This is a genomic window from Phytohabitans aurantiacus (genome assembly GCF_027923225.1).
In the GTDB taxonomy this organism is placed as follows: domain Bacteria; phylum Actinomycetota; class Actinomycetes; order Mycobacteriales; family Micromonosporaceae; genus Phytohabitans; species Phytohabitans aurantiacus.
Genome location: NZ_BSDI01000054.1, coordinates 1 through 15,694, shown reverse-complemented (window position 1 = coordinate 15,694; position 15,694 = coordinate 1). Strand labels below are relative to the sequence as shown.

Here is a 15,694-nt window from a genome sequence, read left to right as displayed (position 1 = left end):
TTGGACTGTGGGAGCCAGCGGGGCCGGTTGACACGGACAATGAACCTAATGGACGCTACAGGAAGCGGACAACAGCGTCCGATAAACGGACGCTTTCGGCCGGTGAGCCGACCACTCGGTAAATGGAACGTAACGGAGGGTGGTAGCCATGCCCTACTACCGCAGTGCCGGAGAGGTACCCCCGAAGCGCCACACGCAGTTCCGCGCGCCGGATGGCAGCCTCTACGCCGAGGAACTGATGGGCCAGGAGGGCTTCTCCTCCGACTCGTCGCTGCTCTATCACCGGCACCTGCCGACCGCGATCGTGGCCGCCGAGGAGTACGACCCGACGGGCTGGACGCGCACTCCCAACCGGCCGCTGAAACCCCGCCACCTGCGCACCCACAAGCTCGACAGCGGCGGCGGCGACCCGGTGCTCGACCGCCAGCACCTGCTCGCCAACGACGACGTCCGGATTTCGTACGTGGTCGCCGACCGGCCGTCGCCCCTCTACCGCAACGCGATCGGCGATGAGTGCCTATACGTCGAGGAGGGCACCGCACGGGTGGAGTCGACGTTCGGCACGCTCGACGTGGCTAGCGGCGACTATGTGATCATCCCGACGTCGGTGATCCACCGGATCGTGCCGACCGGCGAGCGACTCCGGCTGCTCACCATCGAGGCGACCGGGCACATCGGCCCCCCGAAGCGGTACCTGTCGGTGCGCGGCCAGTTCCTGGAGCACTCGCCGTACTGCGAACGCGACGTCCGCGGCCCGTCCGGCCCCCTGTTGATGGAAGGCTCGGACGTCGAGGTGTACGTCCAACACAGGCGCGGCTGGACCCGCTTCGTGTACGCCAACCACCCGTTCGACGTGGTGGGCTGGGACGGTCACCTGTACCCGTGGGCGTTCTCGATCCACGACTTCGAGCCGATCACCGGGCGGGTGCACCAGCCGCCACCGGCACACCAGACGTTCCAGGGGCCGAACTTCGTGATCTGCTCATTCGTGCCCCGCAAGGTCGACTATCACCCGCTGGCGATCCCGGTGCCGTACAACCACCACAACGTCGACTCCGACGAGATGATGTTCTACACCGGCGGCAACTACGAGGCGCGGCGCGGTTCGGGGATCGAGCAGGGATCGATCTCGCTGCACCCGTCGGGCTTCACACACGGGCCGCAGCCCGGCGCGGTGGAGCGGGCGATCGGAGCGGAGTACTTCGACGAGCTGGCCGTGATGGTCGACACGTTCCGGCCGCTCGACCTCTGCGAGGCGGCGCTGGCCAGCGAAGACACCGGCTACGCCTGGACCTGGGCCGGCCGCTCCCTGTCCTGAGGCTCGTATACGGCGGCGACGGCTATCGCGGCCAGGCCCTCGGCGCGACCGGTCAGGCCGAGGCCGTCGGTCGTCGTACCGGAGACCGTGACGGGCGCCCCGGCGGCGCCCGAGAGGATCTTCTCGGCTTCCGCGCGGCGCGTACCGATCTTGGGCCGTACGCCGATCACCTGGATCGACACGTTGCCGATCTCGAAGCCGGCCGCGCGGACGAGCCGGGCGGCTTCGGCGAGCAGCGCCACGCCTGACGCGCCCGTCCATTCCGGGCGGTCGATGCCGAAGTTCGCACCAAGATCGCCAAGACCGGTGGCGGAGAAGAGCGCGTCACAGGCGGCATGTGCGGCCACGTCACCGTCGGAGTGACCAGCGAGGCCAGTGACGCCCGGCCACTCCAGCCCGGCGACCCAGCACGGCCGGCCGGCGGCGAAGGCGTGCACATCGGTACCCACACCGACACGCGGAACGATCACTGCGCGAGCCTACTGCCACGGGCGGCGATCACGAGGGCAGGAGGAGCGTGGCTACCGCCAGGTCGAAGGGGCGGGTGATCTTCAGGGCGTGTTCATGGCCGTCGACGCAGGTCACCGGAATGCCCTGCTTCTCGACCAGGCCGGCGTCGTCGGTCAGCGCTCCAGCCGCCCCCGCGTGCGCGGCCGCGAGCACCGCGCGCTGGAAGCCCTGTGGCGTCTGCACCGCCCGGAGCGCCGAGCGGTCGACCGTACCCAGGACGACACCGCCGGCATCGACCTCTTTGACCGTGTCGACCACCGGGAGGACGGGGATCACCGCGGGCCGGCCGGCGCGCACGGCGGCGGCCACCGACTCGAACAGCTCCGGAGGCGCGAGCGCCCGGGCCGCGTCGTGCACGAGAATGATCTCCGGACCGGCCGGCACAGCGGCGAGAGCGAGCGCGACCGACTCCTGGCGTTCGGCCCCACCGGCCACGACCGTCACCGCGGCCACAGAGGCGAGCAGGTGCCGCACCGCCGCCACCTCGGAAGGCGGCGCGGCCACCACGATCGTCCGTACGGAGGGAGCCGCTGCGACCCGCCGCACCGCGTGGACCAGAAGGGGCTCACCGCCGAGCAGCCGGAGTGCCTTGGGCCCACCGGGACCCAGCCGTACGCCAGCACCGGCCGCAGGAACCAGGACCGCGACGTCACCGCGCGGGTTTAGCTGCGCGGTCACGTCGCGGTCCCGGGTTTGAGAACTGTTGACAGCTGGGAAAGCGTCAGGCCTCGGTGAGGACCTTGTCGAGCAGGACCTCCGCCTCGTCCTTGGTGCTCTTTTCCGCCAGCGCCACCTCGCCGACCAGGATGTCGCGCGCCTTGGCGAGCATGCGCTTCTCACCCGCCGACAGGCCCCGCTCCCGCTCGCGGCGCCAAAGATCACGAACAACCTCGGCGACCTTGAGAGGGTTGCCGGAAGCCAGCTTTTCCAGATTTGCCTTGTAACGCCGCGACCAGTTGGTCGGCTCCTCGGTGTGGGGAGCACGAAGGACGTCAAAGACCTTGCCAAGGCCCTCTTCACCGACAACTTCACGCACGCCAACGATCTCGGCGTTCTCGGCGGGCACCCGCACCGTCAGGTCACCCTGAGCGACCCTGAGGACGAGGTACTGCTTTTCCTCGCCCTTGACGACCCGAGTCTCGATTGCCTCGATGAGTGCGGCCCCGTGGTGGGGGTAAACAACGGTCTCGCCGACACTGAAAACCATAGGTTCGAAACCCCTTTCGCTGTGTCTAGGGTAACACGCTCAGGCACCGATGTCCCACCCTGGCCCTTACCGTTAGTGCAGCTCAGGGGCCTTGTGACAGGTCTTTCTTCAGCTTGACACAGCAAACATCGAGCTGATCCGCCACACAGAGTGACCAATACCTCACGCGATGAGGGCCTCGGGAGATCACGTAAGGAGCGGCACCCCCTGGCGATCCAAGCCCAGGTGCGAGACCCTGAGGGGTAGACCCCGATCGACATCGCGGTGAGCGGGCAGGGTGCGCCATGGGAACTAGGGGCAACGGCAACGGTGGCTCGCCGCACGACGGTGGCGGGCCGTCGGATGGCGTTCCCGACCTGCCGCCCGAGTGGGGCACCGTCATCATCCCCGACGATCCCAGCGAGCTCGCCGAGGAGATCGCGGCCGTCCGGCGCGACCTTCAGCGGCAGGCCCGGCGCGAGGCATGGCGGCGCCGGCTCGGCCGCGCGCCACGGGGCGGGAAAGGGTCGGAGACCTCGCTGCGCGTGCCGCTGATGATCATGTCGATCGCCGTACTGGCCACGCTCACCAGCCTCCTCGCGATGATCTGGCCGGGGCAGCGGCTCGAACCAGCCGTCGAGCACACGGCTGTGGCCACACCGAGCCCGGTCGTGCCGGCGCTCGACCTCATCGACGTCGACGGTTCACCCGTTTCGCTGCGCGGTCTCCTGCCAGCCGCCGTGCTGCTCACCGACGGCTGCGAGTGTGCCGACCTGGTCGCCGACACGGCCACCGCGGCCCGTGCCGGGATCACCGTGATCACGGTGACCGGTGCGGCGGCACCGACGCCGCGCGCCAGTACGCCGAGAGCGCCCGAGTTCGGCACGGCGGTGGTGCGCACGCTCGCTGACCCCACCGGTGAGCTACGGGGCCAGCTGCGGCTCGGGACGCCCGGCACGGCCGCGATCGTGCTCCTGGTCTCCGGCACCGGCGAAATCCGCCGCACCGTCGCGGCCACCACGTCGATCGAGGACTTCCGGGCAGACCTCGCCGTGTTGGTCTGAGTCAGTCCACCTCGAGGCGCAGGTCCACCTGGCCGTCTTCGCCATCCGGGCGCTCGACCGCCACCTGGATCTGGCTCTGAGCCGGTCTCAGCTCGACCTCGCCGAAGCTGCCCTCGCAGTCGACGTCGTGGATCTGGGTGCCGCCTTCCGCACCCTGAACCGTGAGGGTCATCGCACCTGGTCCGAAGCAGACGTACTGGAGCCGGTACCGCAGGCCCGGGTCGGCATCGAACACGTGGACCTGGACGGTGCCGCCCCTGACACGCTGCACCGTGGGTGCGATGGGATCGGGCTGCTCCCAAACGGACGTGACGGGCGTGGGCGCCGGTGTGGGTGTGGCGCTCGCGGGCTGGACCGGGGCGTTCGCCACCCACCACCAGGTGCCCAAGACGAGCACACCGGTGGCTGCGATCACCAGGATGACCAGGCTCAGCCGGTCGCTACCGCGCAACTGCCCCCTCCAGCAGGGCAGCGTACAGGGTCAGGCCCGGCCCGAAAGCGAGCGTCAGCACCCGCCGAGGTGGGTCCGGCCGGCGCCGCAACGCATCGAGGATCAGCAGCACCGTTGGCGAGGAGCAGTTGCCGTACGTGGCAAGCGTGGACCGGGACGCGGCCAGCGCACTGGCGGGCAGCGCCAGCTCCCGCTCGACCACGTTGAGGATGCGCGGCCCACCGGGGTGCACCGCCCAACCGTCCACATCGGACCTTACGAGGCCGTGCCGGGCGAGCATGGCGTCGACGAGCCCGGCGACGTGCTGCGACAGCACCTGCGGCACCCGTGGCGAGAGCCCCATCCGGAAGCCGAGATCGGTGACGTCCCAGGTCATGTGGTCGGCGGTCGAGGTATCGGTGACAGCGGCGACCTCACGGACGGCGTACCCGGATGCCGCGCCCGGAACGACCACGACGGCGGCCGCGGCGTCCGAGAAGAGCGCGTGCGCGACGATCTGCTGGGTGTCCACCCGCGCGGCGGCCGGCTGCACGTGCAGGCTGGTCAGCTCGTTGCACAGCAGCAGCGCGGGCCGCCCGCGCGCGGTCACGAAGTCGGACACCGTGCCCAGCCCGGGCAGCGCCGCGTAGCAGCCCATGTGCCCCACGAAGAGCCGCTGGGTGTCCGGTGCCATGCCCATGTCGCGGGCGAGCAGGATGTCGAGCCCCGGCGTGACGTACCCCGTGCACGAGCACACCGCGAAGAGCCCGACTTCGGCGGCGCTCAGCCCGGCGTCGGTGAGCGCCCTGTCGACCGCCTCCTTGCCGAGCGGCAGCGCCTCGACCAGGTACCGCTGCATGCGCCGCTCGGTCGGCCAGCCGGACACGTCTTCGAGGAGCGGGCTGACCACCGCCTGCCTCGTCCGCACGCCCGAGTTGGCGAAGATCCGCTGTGCGAGGGCGCGGGTCGGACCGGCGTAGTGGTCCGCGAAGAAGCCGTCCCACAGCTCGTCCTGGGCGGACGACGGTGGCAGCGCGATGCCGAGTCCCGTGATCGTCGCGCTCACCATCGGGGGGCTGTTCCGTCACGGTCCGGATCGCCGCCCAGCGCGGCGATGCCGAGCCAGTCGGCGCAGACGTCCGAGGTGGCCGGGTGGAGTGAGCCACATCGCGCGTCGCGGTACAGCCGTTCCAGTGGATGGCCACGCCGGGTCGCGGACGTGCCGGCCGCCTCCAGCATCGACGCGGCCACCTCGGCGGCGGTCGTACCGGCCAGCAGCTTCGCCCGCCACACCCAGCGGTTGGTCTCGGCCTCGCCGGGCTCCTCGTCGACCCGGCGGGCGGCTTCGGCCACGGCGAGCCGCGCGGCCGCGACCGCCGCGTCGGCCCGACCGATCCGGGCCCGCACCGCTGGCAATTCGCTGATGCCGCGCGCGTTCGCGTGCTCCACCGCCGCGTCGATCGACGCCTGGGCCACTCCCACGTACACGGCCGCGTAGCTCGCGATCAGCCAGTGCGGCATGAGCTGCGCGACCACCAGGGCCAGCCCTTCAACGCCGCCGAGCAGGGTGTCTTCGGGTACCACCACGTCGAGGTGCAGGTCGTGCGAGGCGGTGGCGCGCATGCCGAGGGAGTCCCAGGTCTGCTCGACGTGCAGCCCGTCGACGGTCGCCGGTACCAGGAACTGCGACACCACCGACTGGTCGGCGGCGCTCCGGGCGGCCACCAGATAGGCGTCGGCGTGGCCCGCGCCGGAGCAGAACGTCTTCGCCCCTTTGATGTGGTACCCGCCGTCGACCGGCTCGTAGGAGGTGGACAGCTTGGAGAGCCGCGAGCCGGCGCCGCGCTCGCTCATCGCCACGCCGTACCAGGATCCGGCAGCCGCCTGGGCGAGCATCCGATCGCGGGCGGCCAGCGCCTCGTCGGGTACGCCCAGCGACTCCGCGACCTCCTCGGTGACCGCGCCCAGTGCCCCGGTGACAGAGGCGTGCATGTTGAACACGAGCGCCGTCGCCCCGTTGCCGCGCGCTAACTCGTACGCCACCGCCGTGTACTGCGCGAAGCCCGCCTCGGCACCGCCCAGCGCACGCGGCACCATCAGCCCGAACAGCCCCGCGCCGCGCAGGTCCGCGAAGTCGTCGACCGGAAACGAGCCGTCCCGGTCGTGCTTCGCCGCCCGCGCGGACAGCCGTGGCGCCAGCCGGCTCGCGGCCGTGACCGCCTCAACCGCCATGCCCTGCCTCCCTCACTCCGACCTGCTTCACTCCGCGACCTGCTTCACTCCGCGGCCCGGGTAGAGCACAGCGGCCTCTTTCACTCCGCGGCCCTGGTAGAGCACAGCGGTGGACCAGGTCGGGACGATCCGACCCCGTCGGTTGCTCGTACCGGCGAGCCAGCCGGCGACGGCTGGAACGGTTGGGCGTACGCCGCGCACCCGCAGCGCCACGCCGTGCCGGGCGCACTGGGCACGCAGTACCCGCGGATCGACGAACAATGCCGGATCGTGCAGGCCACGCGGTACGCCGTGGAGGCGCTCGGCGATCGTGACCGCGATCAGCCGGCTCAGCGGCGTCGCGTTCAGCGTGTCGAGCACGAGGAGGCCGCCCGGCCGGAGTACCCGGCACGCCTCGGCGACCGTGGCCGGCAGGTCGGGAACGTGTTCGAGGATCTCGCCGGCCGCCACGACGTCGGCGCAACCGTCCATCAGCGGCAGCGCGGCGGCGTCGGCCAGCACGGGCGTGACGCCGTGCGTGGCCGCCTGCTCCAGCGCCGAGCGGGTCACGTCGACACCCACGTGCCGGTACCCCTTGCCGGCCACGTGGGGCGCGAGCAGGCCGGCGCCGCAGCCGATGTCGACCAGTACCGCCCCGGGGCGGGGTGCCGGCGGTATCAGGCGGGCACGCGCCTGCGCCAACCAGTGCAACATCGCGAACGCGCCATCGGGTCGCCACCACTCGCCGGCCAGGTCGTCGTACTGCCGTGGATCATTGCGCGGCAGGGTACGCATGTGATCGAGCGTGGCACGACTCACCGGTAACGGCCAGACTTCGAACCATGCGCACGCTGTGGGGACTTCTGCGCGCCTGCCATCCGGAGCCGGGGCTGGCGGTGACCGCCGCCGCGACGCTCCTCGCGATCGGCGTCGGGCACGGACCGGGCGGCGTCGTCCTCGTGGCGGCCACCGTGCTCGCCAGCCAGTTGGCGGTCGGCTGGATCAACGACTGGCTGGACGCCGACCGCGACCGCACCGTCGGGCGGACCGACAAGCCGCTCGCCACGGGAGCGGTCAGCCGGCGCGCCGTCGGCGTCGCGGGGCTGGTGGCGGCCGCTGCGACACCGGTGCTCGGGTTCGCGTCCGGCTGGCGGGCCGGCCTGTGCGCCACCGCGGCCCTCGTCAGCGCGCTGCTCTACAACTGGCCGCTGAAGTTCACGCCGATCTCCGTCGTGCCCTACGCGGTGTCGTTCGGAGCGCTGCCCGCGTTCGTGGTCCTCGCTCTGCCCGGTGCACCGAACCCGCCGGCGTGGATCGTCGCGGCCGGCTCGTTGCTGGGTGCGGGTGCGTACTTCGCGAACGTCCTGCCCGACCTCGACGACGACGCCCGCACCGGCGTACGCGGCCTGGCACACCGCATCGGGCCCGGCGCCTCCCGCGCGGCCGCCGCGGTGCTGCTGCTCGCGACGACCGTCACGCTCGTCTTCGGACCGCCCGGCCCGCCGTCGTGGGCGGGTGTCGGAGCGGTCGTGCTCGCCGCCGTGGTCCTGCCCGCCGCCTGGTACGCCGGCCGCGTCGCGACCGCCCGCGGTGCCCGTCCCGTCGTCCTGTTCCGCGCGGTGCTCGTGGTCGCGCTCATCGACGTGATCCTGCTGGTGGCCAGCGGCCGCGTGGTGTGAGGCACGCCCGGCTTCCCTCGGCGGCGGTATCGCGTGCGCAGCCGGCGGGGCGGCGCGGGGCGACCGATCACCGGCAACTACGCTGGGCGCGGTCACAACGCTTCCGAAACGGGAGGATCGACGTGAGGCGCTCCATGACGCTGCTGGCCGGTGCGGCTGCTGCCGCCACCCTGCTGGTTTCCGGCTGTGGCGTAGGCCAGATCGCCGAGACCGCGGAGAAGGTCGCCGCGGTGCCGGGCGCCAGCGGCGATGTCACCACCGAGGACGGCATCCTGTCGGTCCGCAACGCGGTGGTCGTGTACGACAACCCGGAGGGGTACGAGGCCGGCGACAACGCGCCGCTGGACGTCCGGATCTTCAACGAGACCCAGCGGGCCGTGACGGTGACCATCACGGTGGCCAGCGAGGACGCCGGCTCGGTCGCCCTGGCCGGCGGTGACGAGGAAGAAGAGCCGTCGCCGTCACCGTCCGAGTCGGTCTCGCCTTCGGCTTCCGCCTCGCCGTCCGCTTCCGCGTCACCCTCGGCGTCCGGCTCGCCCTCGCCCTCGCCCTCGGCCTCCGCGTCGCCGTCCGCGTCGCCGTCGCCCACCGCACGCCCGGCACGGCCGGCGACCATCGAGATCGCCGCCGGCCAGTTCGCCGTCCTCACCGAGGCCGCCGGCGAGTACCTGCGGCTTGTCGACCTGAAGCAGCCGCTCAAGCCCGGCATGAACGTCGACCTGGTCTTCGACTTCGGCAACGGCCGGACACTGGACCTGTCCGTGCCGGTCGGCATCCCGCTGTCGCCCGCGGCGCGCGAGCACGCCGAGGTCAGCGAGGAAGAGCACTAAGAGCCTGGTAAATAACCCCCGGCCGAGCGAGGCGGAGTCCAGGCGGCGATCCGGCAAGGCGCCGTTTTGTTCGGATACCGGTGTTGTATCCGGACGGAACGGCAACGCCGCCGGTCGTCGTCTGGGCCCGCCGTAGCCGGCCAGCGGGTTATTTACCAGGCTCTAAGGCTCAGCGGGCGGCGCGCGCTCGCTAAATCGTCGGTGTGCTCCGGTACGTTGCCGGCGTGACGTCACGATCAGCTCCCCGCACGAGGCCGGCCGCCCGCGAGCCGCGCCCGGCCTTCGAGTGCGACGCCTGCGGGCACCAGCCGCCCAAGTGGGTGGGCCGGTGCCCCGAGTGCGGCGAGTGGGGCTCGGTCATCGAGTCCACGACGGGGCCGGTCGTGGCTGGTCGGGTGGTCAGTTCCCGGGCGCCCGCCGAGCCGGCCCGGCCGATCGCGCAGATCAGCGCCGCGCCGGCCAAGGCCCGCCCGACCGGTGTGAGCGAGCTCGACCGGGTCCTGGGTGGCGGTCTGGTTCCCGGCGCGGTCGTGCTGCTGGCCGGTGAGCCCGGCGTCGGCAAGTCCACGCTCCTGCTCGACGTGGCCCAGCAGTGGGCCGCCAACGCGGGCAGCCCGTCGCTCGTGGTCAGCGGCGAAGAGTCGGTGAGCCAGGTGCGGTTGCGGGCCGAGCGCATGGACACGCTGCACGAGCAGCTCTACCTCGCCGCCGAGAGCGACCTCGGCGCCGTGCTCGGGCACCTCGACGCGGTCAAGCCGGGCCTGCTGGTGCTCGACTCCGTGCAGACCATCTCCATGCCCGGCACCGAGGGCGTGCCGGGGGGCGTGACGCAGGTGCGCGCGGTGACCGCCGCGCTGGTCGGCGTGGCCAAGGAACGCGGCATCGCCATCGTGCTGGTCGGGCACGTGACCAAGGAGGGCACGGTCGCCGGTCCTCGGGTTCTGGAGCACCTCGTCGACGTGGTGCTGCACTTCGAGGGCGACAAGCATTCGTCGCTCCGGCTGGTGCGTGGCGTCAAAAACAGGTTCGGCACCGCTGACGAGGTCGGCTGCTTCGAGATGCACGAGCGCGGCATCGCCAGCCTGCCCGATCCGTCCGGCCTCTTCCTGACCCGATACGCCGAGCCCGTGCCGGGCACCTGCGTGACCGTGGCGATGGAGGGCCGCCGTGCGCTCGTCACCGAGGTTCAGGCGCTGATCGGTGCCACGGTCGCCGGTTCGCCCCGCCGCACCGTCTCCGGGCTCGACAGCGCGCGGCTCGCCATGGTTCTCGCGGTCCTCCAGCGCCGCACCGAGCGGCTCACCCTGCACGACCGCGAGGTGTTCGCGGCGACGGTGGGTGGCATCCGGGTCGTCGAGCCGGCAGCCGACCTGGCGGTCGCCCTCGCCGTGGCGTCGGGCGGCCTCAACCTCGCGATCGCGCCGCACCTCATCGCGATCGGCGAGGTCGGGCTCACCGGCGAGATCCGGCGGGTGGGAGCGGTCCCGCGCCGCATAGCCGAGGCGGCCCGGCTCGGGTTCAAGTTCGCGCTGGTACCGCCCGGTTGTGGCCCCGAGACCACCGGAGTCACCCCCGATGGCGTGCGCGTCGTCGAGGTGGCCGACGTGCGCGCCGCACTCCAGTGGGCCGCCCGCGCCTCAGCCGAGTGAGCGAGTGCGCCCGCCGCCCGCAGCCGCCACCAAGCGCAGGGAGCGCAGCGACCGAAGCGACTGGCGGCTACAGGGCGGCTCCCAGGCGCGCGGAGCGCAGCGAGGCCCAGCAGCAGAGCCGGATGACGGTCCGTAGACTGTGCCCGTGCCGATCGACCGCGATGCGAAACCAACCGCCGCCGCGAGCCTGACCGGCCGCGCGGGCGTGGTCGGCCCGCCCGCGCGCGCGGTCAGCCCGGCAGCGCCTACGACGCCCGCTGAGCCCAACGGTGGTCCCAATCCGACGCCCAGCGGCGACCCGTTGCGCGCCAACCTGGCCCTGATGGCGCCCGGCACGGCCCTGCGCGACGGCCTCGAGCGCATCCTGCGTGGCCGCACCGGTGCCCTGATCGTGCTGGGGCACGACAAGGTCGTCGAGTCGCTGTGCACCGGCGGCTTCCCGCTCGACGTGGAGTTCTCCGCCACCCGGCTGCGCGAGCTGTGCAAAATGGACGGTGCGGTGGTGCTGTCCAGCGACGGCACGCGCATCGTGCGGGCCGCCGTGCACCTGATGCCCGACCCGTCGATCCCGTCGGAAGAGTCGGGCACCCGGCACCGCACCGCGGAGCGCGTCGCCAAGCAGACCGGATACCCGGTCATCTCGGTGAGCCAATCGATGCGCATCATCGGCCTGTACGTCAACGGGCAGCGGCACGTGCTCGACGACTCCGCGGCCATCCTGTCCCGCGCCAACCAGGCGCTCCAGACGCTGGAGCGCTACAAGCTGCGGCTCGACGAGGTGTCCGGCACGCTGTCGGCGCTGGAGATCGAAGACCTGGTCACCGTGCGCGACGCGGTGGCTGTGGTCCAGCGGCTCGAAATGGTGCGCCGGATCGCCGACGAAATCGCTGGATACGTGGTCGAGCTCGGCACCGACGGCCGCCTGCTCGCCCTGCAGCTCGACGAGCTGATGGCGGGTGTCGACGCCGACCGCACGCTGGTCATCCGCGATTACCTGCCCAGCGGCCGCAAGGCCCGCACGCTCGACGAAGGGCTGGTCGAGCTCGACCTGCTCACCGCCACCGAGCTCATCGACCTGGTGGCGGTGGCCAAGTCGATCGGATACCCGGGCGCCTCCGACTCACTCGACGCGGCGGTGAGCCCGCGCGGGTTCCGCCTGCTGGCCAAGGTGCCGCGGCTGCCGAGTTCGGTGGTCGACCGGCTCGTCGGGCACTTCGGGAGCCTTCAGCGGCTGCTCGGCGCCACGGTCGAAGACCTGCAGGCGGTCGACGGGGTGGGCGACGCGCGGGCCCGTGGGGTGCGCGAGGGCCTGTCACGGCTCGCCGAGGCGTCGATCCTGGAGCGGTACGTATAACAGCTCAGGTCAGCGTCAGCTTGACCGCGACGCTGGTATCGGTGCCGACCCTGCCGTACACCTCGTACTGCCCCGGCTTCGGGGCGCCGCCGTTGGCGCTGGCGCCCGAGCAGCTCGTGCTCATCTGGCCGTTCCACGTGGCGGTGTACTCGCGCTCGAAGCTCGGCGTGAACTGCTCCGGGTTGGATCCCTTGTAGGTGCCGCACTTGTCGGACGACCAGATCGTCCGTGCGCCCTGCTTGATGTAGATCTCCTGCAGGTCCGGACCGACGTCGCGGGTGCACGTGCGGTCGGACTCATTCTTGATCTTCAGCCGGATGAGGAAGGTCTTGCCGGCGGGAGCAGTGGTGAGCTCCGGCACCGGCGTCACCTTGAGTTCGGCGTCCGTACAGACCTCGTCGCCAGCGGGCGGCGCGGCCGCGGACGTCGCGGCGGTGGTCGGCTCCGGATCGTCGACCGGCGGCGTGGTTGGCGCCGCCGTGGGGCTCCCGCTGGCATCCGGAGTCAACACGGACGGCGACGGCTGCGGCGAGCCCGCGCTGGGGCTCGGAGTGGCGCCGGTCTTGCTCGCGTTGGAGTCGTCCGGACCACCGCAGGTGGTGAAGAGCACGAGAAGGACGATGAAGAGAGCGCCGAGCACCACTGCCCGGCGCCGCCAGTAGACGGCGGATGGAAGGGGGCCAACCGTCAGTCGCATGATGCACTCACGGTATCGGTGCGCCGCACCAGAATCCGAGCGACGCGCCGTACCGAACCACTATCACAACGACAGTTACAGATAGACCTTGCGTTGATACACCGCGTGAGCGCCCGCTACCCGGTCGAGAAACAGCAGGCCCGCGCAGTGGTCGATCTCGTGCTGGAGCGCCCGCGCCTCGAACGCGTCGGTGGTGATCCGCACGGGCGCGCCGGTGCCCGGCAGGACCGCCTCGACCACCACCCGACCGGCGCGCTTCACGTCACCGGTCAGGTCGGGCACCGACATGCAGCCCTCGCGGCCGGGGCGCCACCTGCTGGCCTCGACGACCTTCGCGTTGCAGAGCGCGAAGGTGCCGTGCACCGTCGCCGTCTTGGGGTGACCGACGACGTCGACGCAGAACACCTGTGCCGGTACGCCCACCTGCGGCGCCGCGAGCCCCACGCACCCCGGTGAGACGCGCATCGTGGCGATCAGGTCGGCGGCCAACCGGATCACCTTGGGGTCGGTCGGGTCGACCTCGGCGCCAGCGCGGCTCAGCACGGCATCCGGCGCCGTCACCACGGGTAGGACGTCGCCGGGCTCGCCCAGCACCTCGACAGCCCAGCCGTCCAGCGGATCGGTCACAGCAGGGTCTAACGGATCGGTCATAGCAGGTCGGTCTCCGCGGGGCGGAGGGTCACGTCGACGTCGAGCCGGGCGGCGACCTCGTCGAGGCGTGCCGAGACCGCCTCGGCGCTGCCCGGTGGCAGGTCGACCTCGGCGATCAGCACGTACAGAGGGCCGGCCAGCCGGGTGGTCAGGTCGGTGATGTTGGCGCCGGCTTCGGCCAGTACCCGGGTCACGGCCGCGACGATGCCGAGCCGGTCGGCGCCGTGAACGCTCATCAGGTGGGGCTCGCCAGCCGAGGCTGCACCGGTCTCCGGGCGCACCTCCCGTACCGTCGCCAGCAGCTGCCCGCCAGCCGCCAGCGGCTCCAGGGCCGCCTCGACCTCGGGAGCGGCCGGACCGTTGCAGATCAGTGTCATCGCGAAGTGGCCGCGCAACCGGGTCATCGTGGAGTCGGTGAGGTTGGCGCCCAGCTTGGCGAGCGCCTCGGCCACGTCAGCGACGATGCCGGGACGGTCGTGCCCGATCACGGTGATGGCGAGCTCACTCACCGGTGCAGCCTACCGGCCGGCATGACAGGATCGAGCGCGCTATGCCGACAACAGACCTGGCCGAGGCGGCCATCCGCTGGTACGACGCGAACGCCCGTGACCTGCCCTGGCGCGGGCCCGACGCCACCCCGTGGGGCGTACTGGTCAGCGAGGTCATGCTCCAGCAGACCCCGGTGTCACGGGTCCTGCCCGCCTGGGAGGCGTGGATGGCGCGCTGGCCGACCCCGGCCGCGCTGGCGGCTGACACCCCTGCCGAGGCGATCCGGATGTGGGGACGGTTGGGGTACCCGCGCCGAGCCATGCGCCTGCGGGAGTGTGCCGTGGCGATGGTCGAGCGGCATGGTGGCGAGGTGCCGGCGAACCTCGATGAGCTGCTCGCCCTGCCCGGTGTCGGCACGTACACGGCGCGGGCGGTCGCGGCGTTCGCGTACGGGCAGCGGCACCCGGTCGTCGACACGAACGTCCGGCGGTTGGTGGCTCGGGCGAGCCAGGGCGAGCCGGATGCCGGGCCCACCACGACCGCGGCCGACCTGGTTACGACCGAGGAACTGCTGCCGCTGGAGCCGGCCCGGGCCGCCCGAGCGAGCGTCGCCTTCATGGAGTTGGGCGCGCTGATCTGCACCGCCCGCACGCCCAAGTGCGCCGACTGCCCGCTGGTCGGTGCGTGCGCCTGGCGGGCCAGCGGTCGCCCGGCGAGCACTGGACCGACCCGGCGGCCACAGCAGTACGCGGGCACCGACCGCCAGGTACGCGGACTGCTGCTGGCGGTGCTGCGAGCCGCCACCGGCCCGGTACCGGGCACCCGGCTCGACCTGGTCTGGGCCGACGACGTCCAGCGCGACCGCGCACTGGCCAGCCTGCTCGCCGACGGCCTTGTGGAACGCCACGGCGAGCGCTACGCGCTGGCCGGCGACGTATAGAGATCAGGGCGTCCCCCAAGTTGCTCTTACGACTTGGGGGACGCCCTGATCAGGAAGTGGTTAGGCGACGTCTTCCGACGTGCCGCTGCTGCCGGTCAGGTTGGCCGGCACCGCGTCCGGCACCTCGACTGGCTTTTCGGCGGCTCGGAACACCAGCTTCGACTTGTCGACATCGTCGGGGTTGCCCTCGCAGTCGACGACAACGATGTGACCGGGCTTCAGCTCGTTGAAGAGGATCCGCTCGGACAGGTTGTCTTCGATGTCGCGCTGGATCGTCCGGCGCAGCGGCCGGGCGCCCAGCACCGGGTCGAAGCCCTTGGCTGCCAGGTACTTCTTGGCGTTGTCGGTCAGCTCGAGGCCCATGTCCTTGTTGCGGAGCTGGGTCTCGATCCGCGCGATCATGATGTCGACGATCTGGAGGATCTCGTCTTGCCGGAGCTGGTGGAAGACGATGGTGTCGTCGATCCGGTTCAGGAACTCCGGCCGGAAGTGCTGCTTCAGCTCGTCGTTGACCTTCTGCTTCATCCGGTCGTAGCTGGCCTCGGAGTCTTCCGACGCCTGGAAGCCCAGCGACACCGCCTTGGCGACGTCACGGGTGCCCAGGTTGGTGGTCAGGATGATCACCGTGTTCTTGAAGTCGACGATGCGTCCCTGACCATCGGTGAGCCGGCCGTCTTCGAGGATCT

18 protein-coding genes are annotated in these 15,694 nt (G+C 71.5%); 7 read left to right on the top strand and 11 right to left on the bottom strand.

Annotated features, from left to right (window positions below):
• Window positions 1-148: 148 nt before the first annotated feature.
• On the top strand, window positions 149-1,318 hold the full coding sequence (locus tag QMG73_RS36685) for a homogentisate 1,2-dioxygenase (protein WP_281903550.1): 1,170 nt from the start codon (window positions 149-151) through the stop codon (window positions 1,316-1,318).
• Here QMG73_RS36685 and ispF read toward each other — a convergent pair.
• From ispF to QMG73_RS36670, 3 genes are read right to left on the bottom strand one after another with little or no spacing between them, the layout of a single operon-like run.
• Complete coding sequence (ispF, locus tag QMG73_RS36680) at window positions 1,282-1,788, bottom strand: 2-C-methyl-D-erythritol 2,4-cyclodiphosphate synthase (RefSeq protein WP_281903548.1); 507 nt, start codon at window positions 1,786-1,788, stop codon at window positions 1,282-1,284. The two genes, QMG73_RS36685 and ispF, sit on opposite strands and share 37 nt — an antisense overlap.
• Before the next feature lie 28 nt (window positions 1,789-1,816).
• Entirely contained in the window at window positions 1,817-2,506 is a 690-nt protein-coding gene (gene ispD, locus QMG73_RS36675) for a 2-C-methyl-D-erythritol 4-phosphate cytidylyltransferase (protein ID WP_281903547.1), read from the bottom strand.
• Window positions 2,507-2,549: 43 nt separating this feature from the next.
• Window positions 2,550-3,035, bottom strand: a complete 486-nt coding sequence (locus QMG73_RS36670; RefSeq protein WP_173157315.1) for a CarD family transcriptional regulator — start codon at window positions 3,033-3,035, stop codon at window positions 2,550-2,552.
• 284 nt (window positions 3,036-3,319) lie between these two features.
• Between QMG73_RS36670 and QMG73_RS36665 the strand changes: the two genes are divergently transcribed.
• On the top strand, window positions 3,320-4,078 hold the full coding sequence (locus tag QMG73_RS36665) for a hypothetical protein (RefSeq protein WP_281903546.1): 759 nt from the start codon (window positions 3,320-3,322) through the stop codon (window positions 4,076-4,078).
• Window position 4,079: 1 nt separating this feature from the next.
• Here the strand turns inward: QMG73_RS36665 and QMG73_RS36660 are convergent, their stop codons facing one another.
• From QMG73_RS36660 to QMG73_RS36645, 4 genes are read right to left on the bottom strand one after another with little or no spacing between them, the layout of a single operon-like run.
• Complete coding sequence (locus tag QMG73_RS36660; protein WP_281903545.1) at window positions 4,080-4,529, bottom strand: hypothetical protein; 450 nt, start codon at window positions 4,527-4,529, stop codon at window positions 4,080-4,082.
• Window positions 4,519-5,577, bottom strand: a complete 1,059-nt coding sequence (locus tag QMG73_RS36655) for a type III polyketide synthase (protein WP_281903544.1) — start codon at window positions 5,575-5,577, stop codon at window positions 4,519-4,521. The genes QMG73_RS36660 and QMG73_RS36655 overlap by 11 nt, the downstream gene beginning before the upstream one ends.
• Complete coding sequence (locus QMG73_RS36650) at window positions 5,571-6,740, bottom strand: acyl-CoA dehydrogenase family protein (protein ID WP_281903543.1); 1,170 nt, start codon at window positions 6,738-6,740, stop codon at window positions 5,571-5,573. Before QMG73_RS36650 ends, QMG73_RS36655 begins: the two co-directional genes overlap by 7 nt.
• Before the next feature lie 27 nt (window positions 6,741-6,767).
• Window positions 6,768-7,514 carry a methyltransferase domain-containing protein gene (locus QMG73_RS36645; protein ID WP_281903542.1) on the bottom strand — a complete coding sequence of 249 codons (747 nt, stop codon included), beginning with the start codon at window positions 7,512-7,514 and terminating at the stop codon, window positions 6,768-6,770.
• A gap of 47 nt (window positions 7,515-7,561) precedes the next feature.
• Here QMG73_RS36645 and QMG73_RS36640 point away from each other — a divergent pair, with 47 nt between their 5' ends.
• The 4 genes from QMG73_RS36640 to disA all read left to right on the top strand — a co-directional run bounded on the left by QMG73_RS36640 (window position 7,562) and on the right by disA (window position 12,231).
• Entirely contained in the window at window positions 7,562-8,398 is an 837-nt protein-coding gene (locus QMG73_RS36640; RefSeq protein WP_281903541.1) for a UbiA family prenyltransferase, read from the top strand.
• 122 nt (window positions 8,399-8,520) lie between these two features.
• Window positions 8,521-9,228, top strand: coding sequence for a copper chaperone PCu(A)C (locus QMG73_RS36635; RefSeq protein WP_281903540.1), 708 nt, complete (start codon window positions 8,521-8,523; stop codon window positions 9,226-9,228).
• A gap of 224 nt (window positions 9,229-9,452) precedes the next feature.
• The gene (gene radA / locus QMG73_RS36630) at window positions 9,453-10,877 is read left to right on the top strand and encodes a DNA repair protein RadA (RefSeq protein ID WP_281903539.1); all 1,425 of its coding nucleotides are present in this window, start codon (window positions 9,453-9,455) and stop codon (window positions 10,875-10,877) included.
• Between the two features lie 145 nt (window positions 10,878-11,022).
• Window positions 11,023-12,231 (top strand): DNA integrity scanning diadenylate cyclase DisA, encoded by a 1,209-nt coding sequence (disA, locus tag QMG73_RS36625; protein ID WP_407676905.1) that lies wholly within the window; start codon window positions 11,023-11,025, stop codon window positions 12,229-12,231.
• Window positions 12,232-12,235: 4 nt separating this feature from the next.
• Here disA and QMG73_RS36620 read toward each other — a convergent pair whose 3' ends face one another.
• The 3 genes from QMG73_RS36620 to QMG73_RS36610 all read right to left on the bottom strand — a co-directional run bounded on the left by QMG73_RS36620 (window position 12,236) and on the right by QMG73_RS36610 (window position 14,088).
• The gene (locus QMG73_RS36620) at window positions 12,236-12,928 is read right to left on the bottom strand and encodes a hypothetical protein (RefSeq protein ID WP_281903537.1); all 693 of its coding nucleotides are present in this window, start codon (window positions 12,926-12,928) and stop codon (window positions 12,236-12,238) included.
• A gap of 75 nt (window positions 12,929-13,003) precedes the next feature.
• Window positions 13,004-13,579, bottom strand: coding sequence for a peptide deformylase (locus QMG73_RS36615; protein WP_281903536.1), 576 nt, complete (start codon window positions 13,577-13,579; stop codon window positions 13,004-13,006).
• The gene (locus QMG73_RS36610) at window positions 13,576-14,088 is read right to left on the bottom strand and encodes a glycine cleavage system protein R (RefSeq protein ID WP_281903535.1); all 513 of its coding nucleotides are present in this window, start codon (window positions 14,086-14,088) and stop codon (window positions 13,576-13,578) included. The genes QMG73_RS36615 and QMG73_RS36610 overlap by 4 nt, the downstream gene beginning before the upstream one ends.
• A gap of 41 nt (window positions 14,089-14,129) precedes the next feature.
• Here QMG73_RS36610 and QMG73_RS36605 point away from each other — a divergent pair, with 41 nt between their 5' ends.
• Window positions 14,130-15,008 carry an HhH-GPD family protein gene (locus QMG73_RS36605; protein WP_281903534.1) on the top strand — a complete coding sequence of 293 codons (879 nt, stop codon included), beginning with the start codon at window positions 14,130-14,132 and terminating at the stop codon, window positions 15,006-15,008.
• Window positions 15,009-15,068: 60 nt separating this feature from the next.
• Here QMG73_RS36605 and QMG73_RS36600 read toward each other — a convergent pair.
• The coding region (locus QMG73_RS36600; protein ID WP_281903533.1) for an AAA family ATPase at window positions 15,069-15,694 on the bottom strand (626 nt) is incomplete at its 5' end.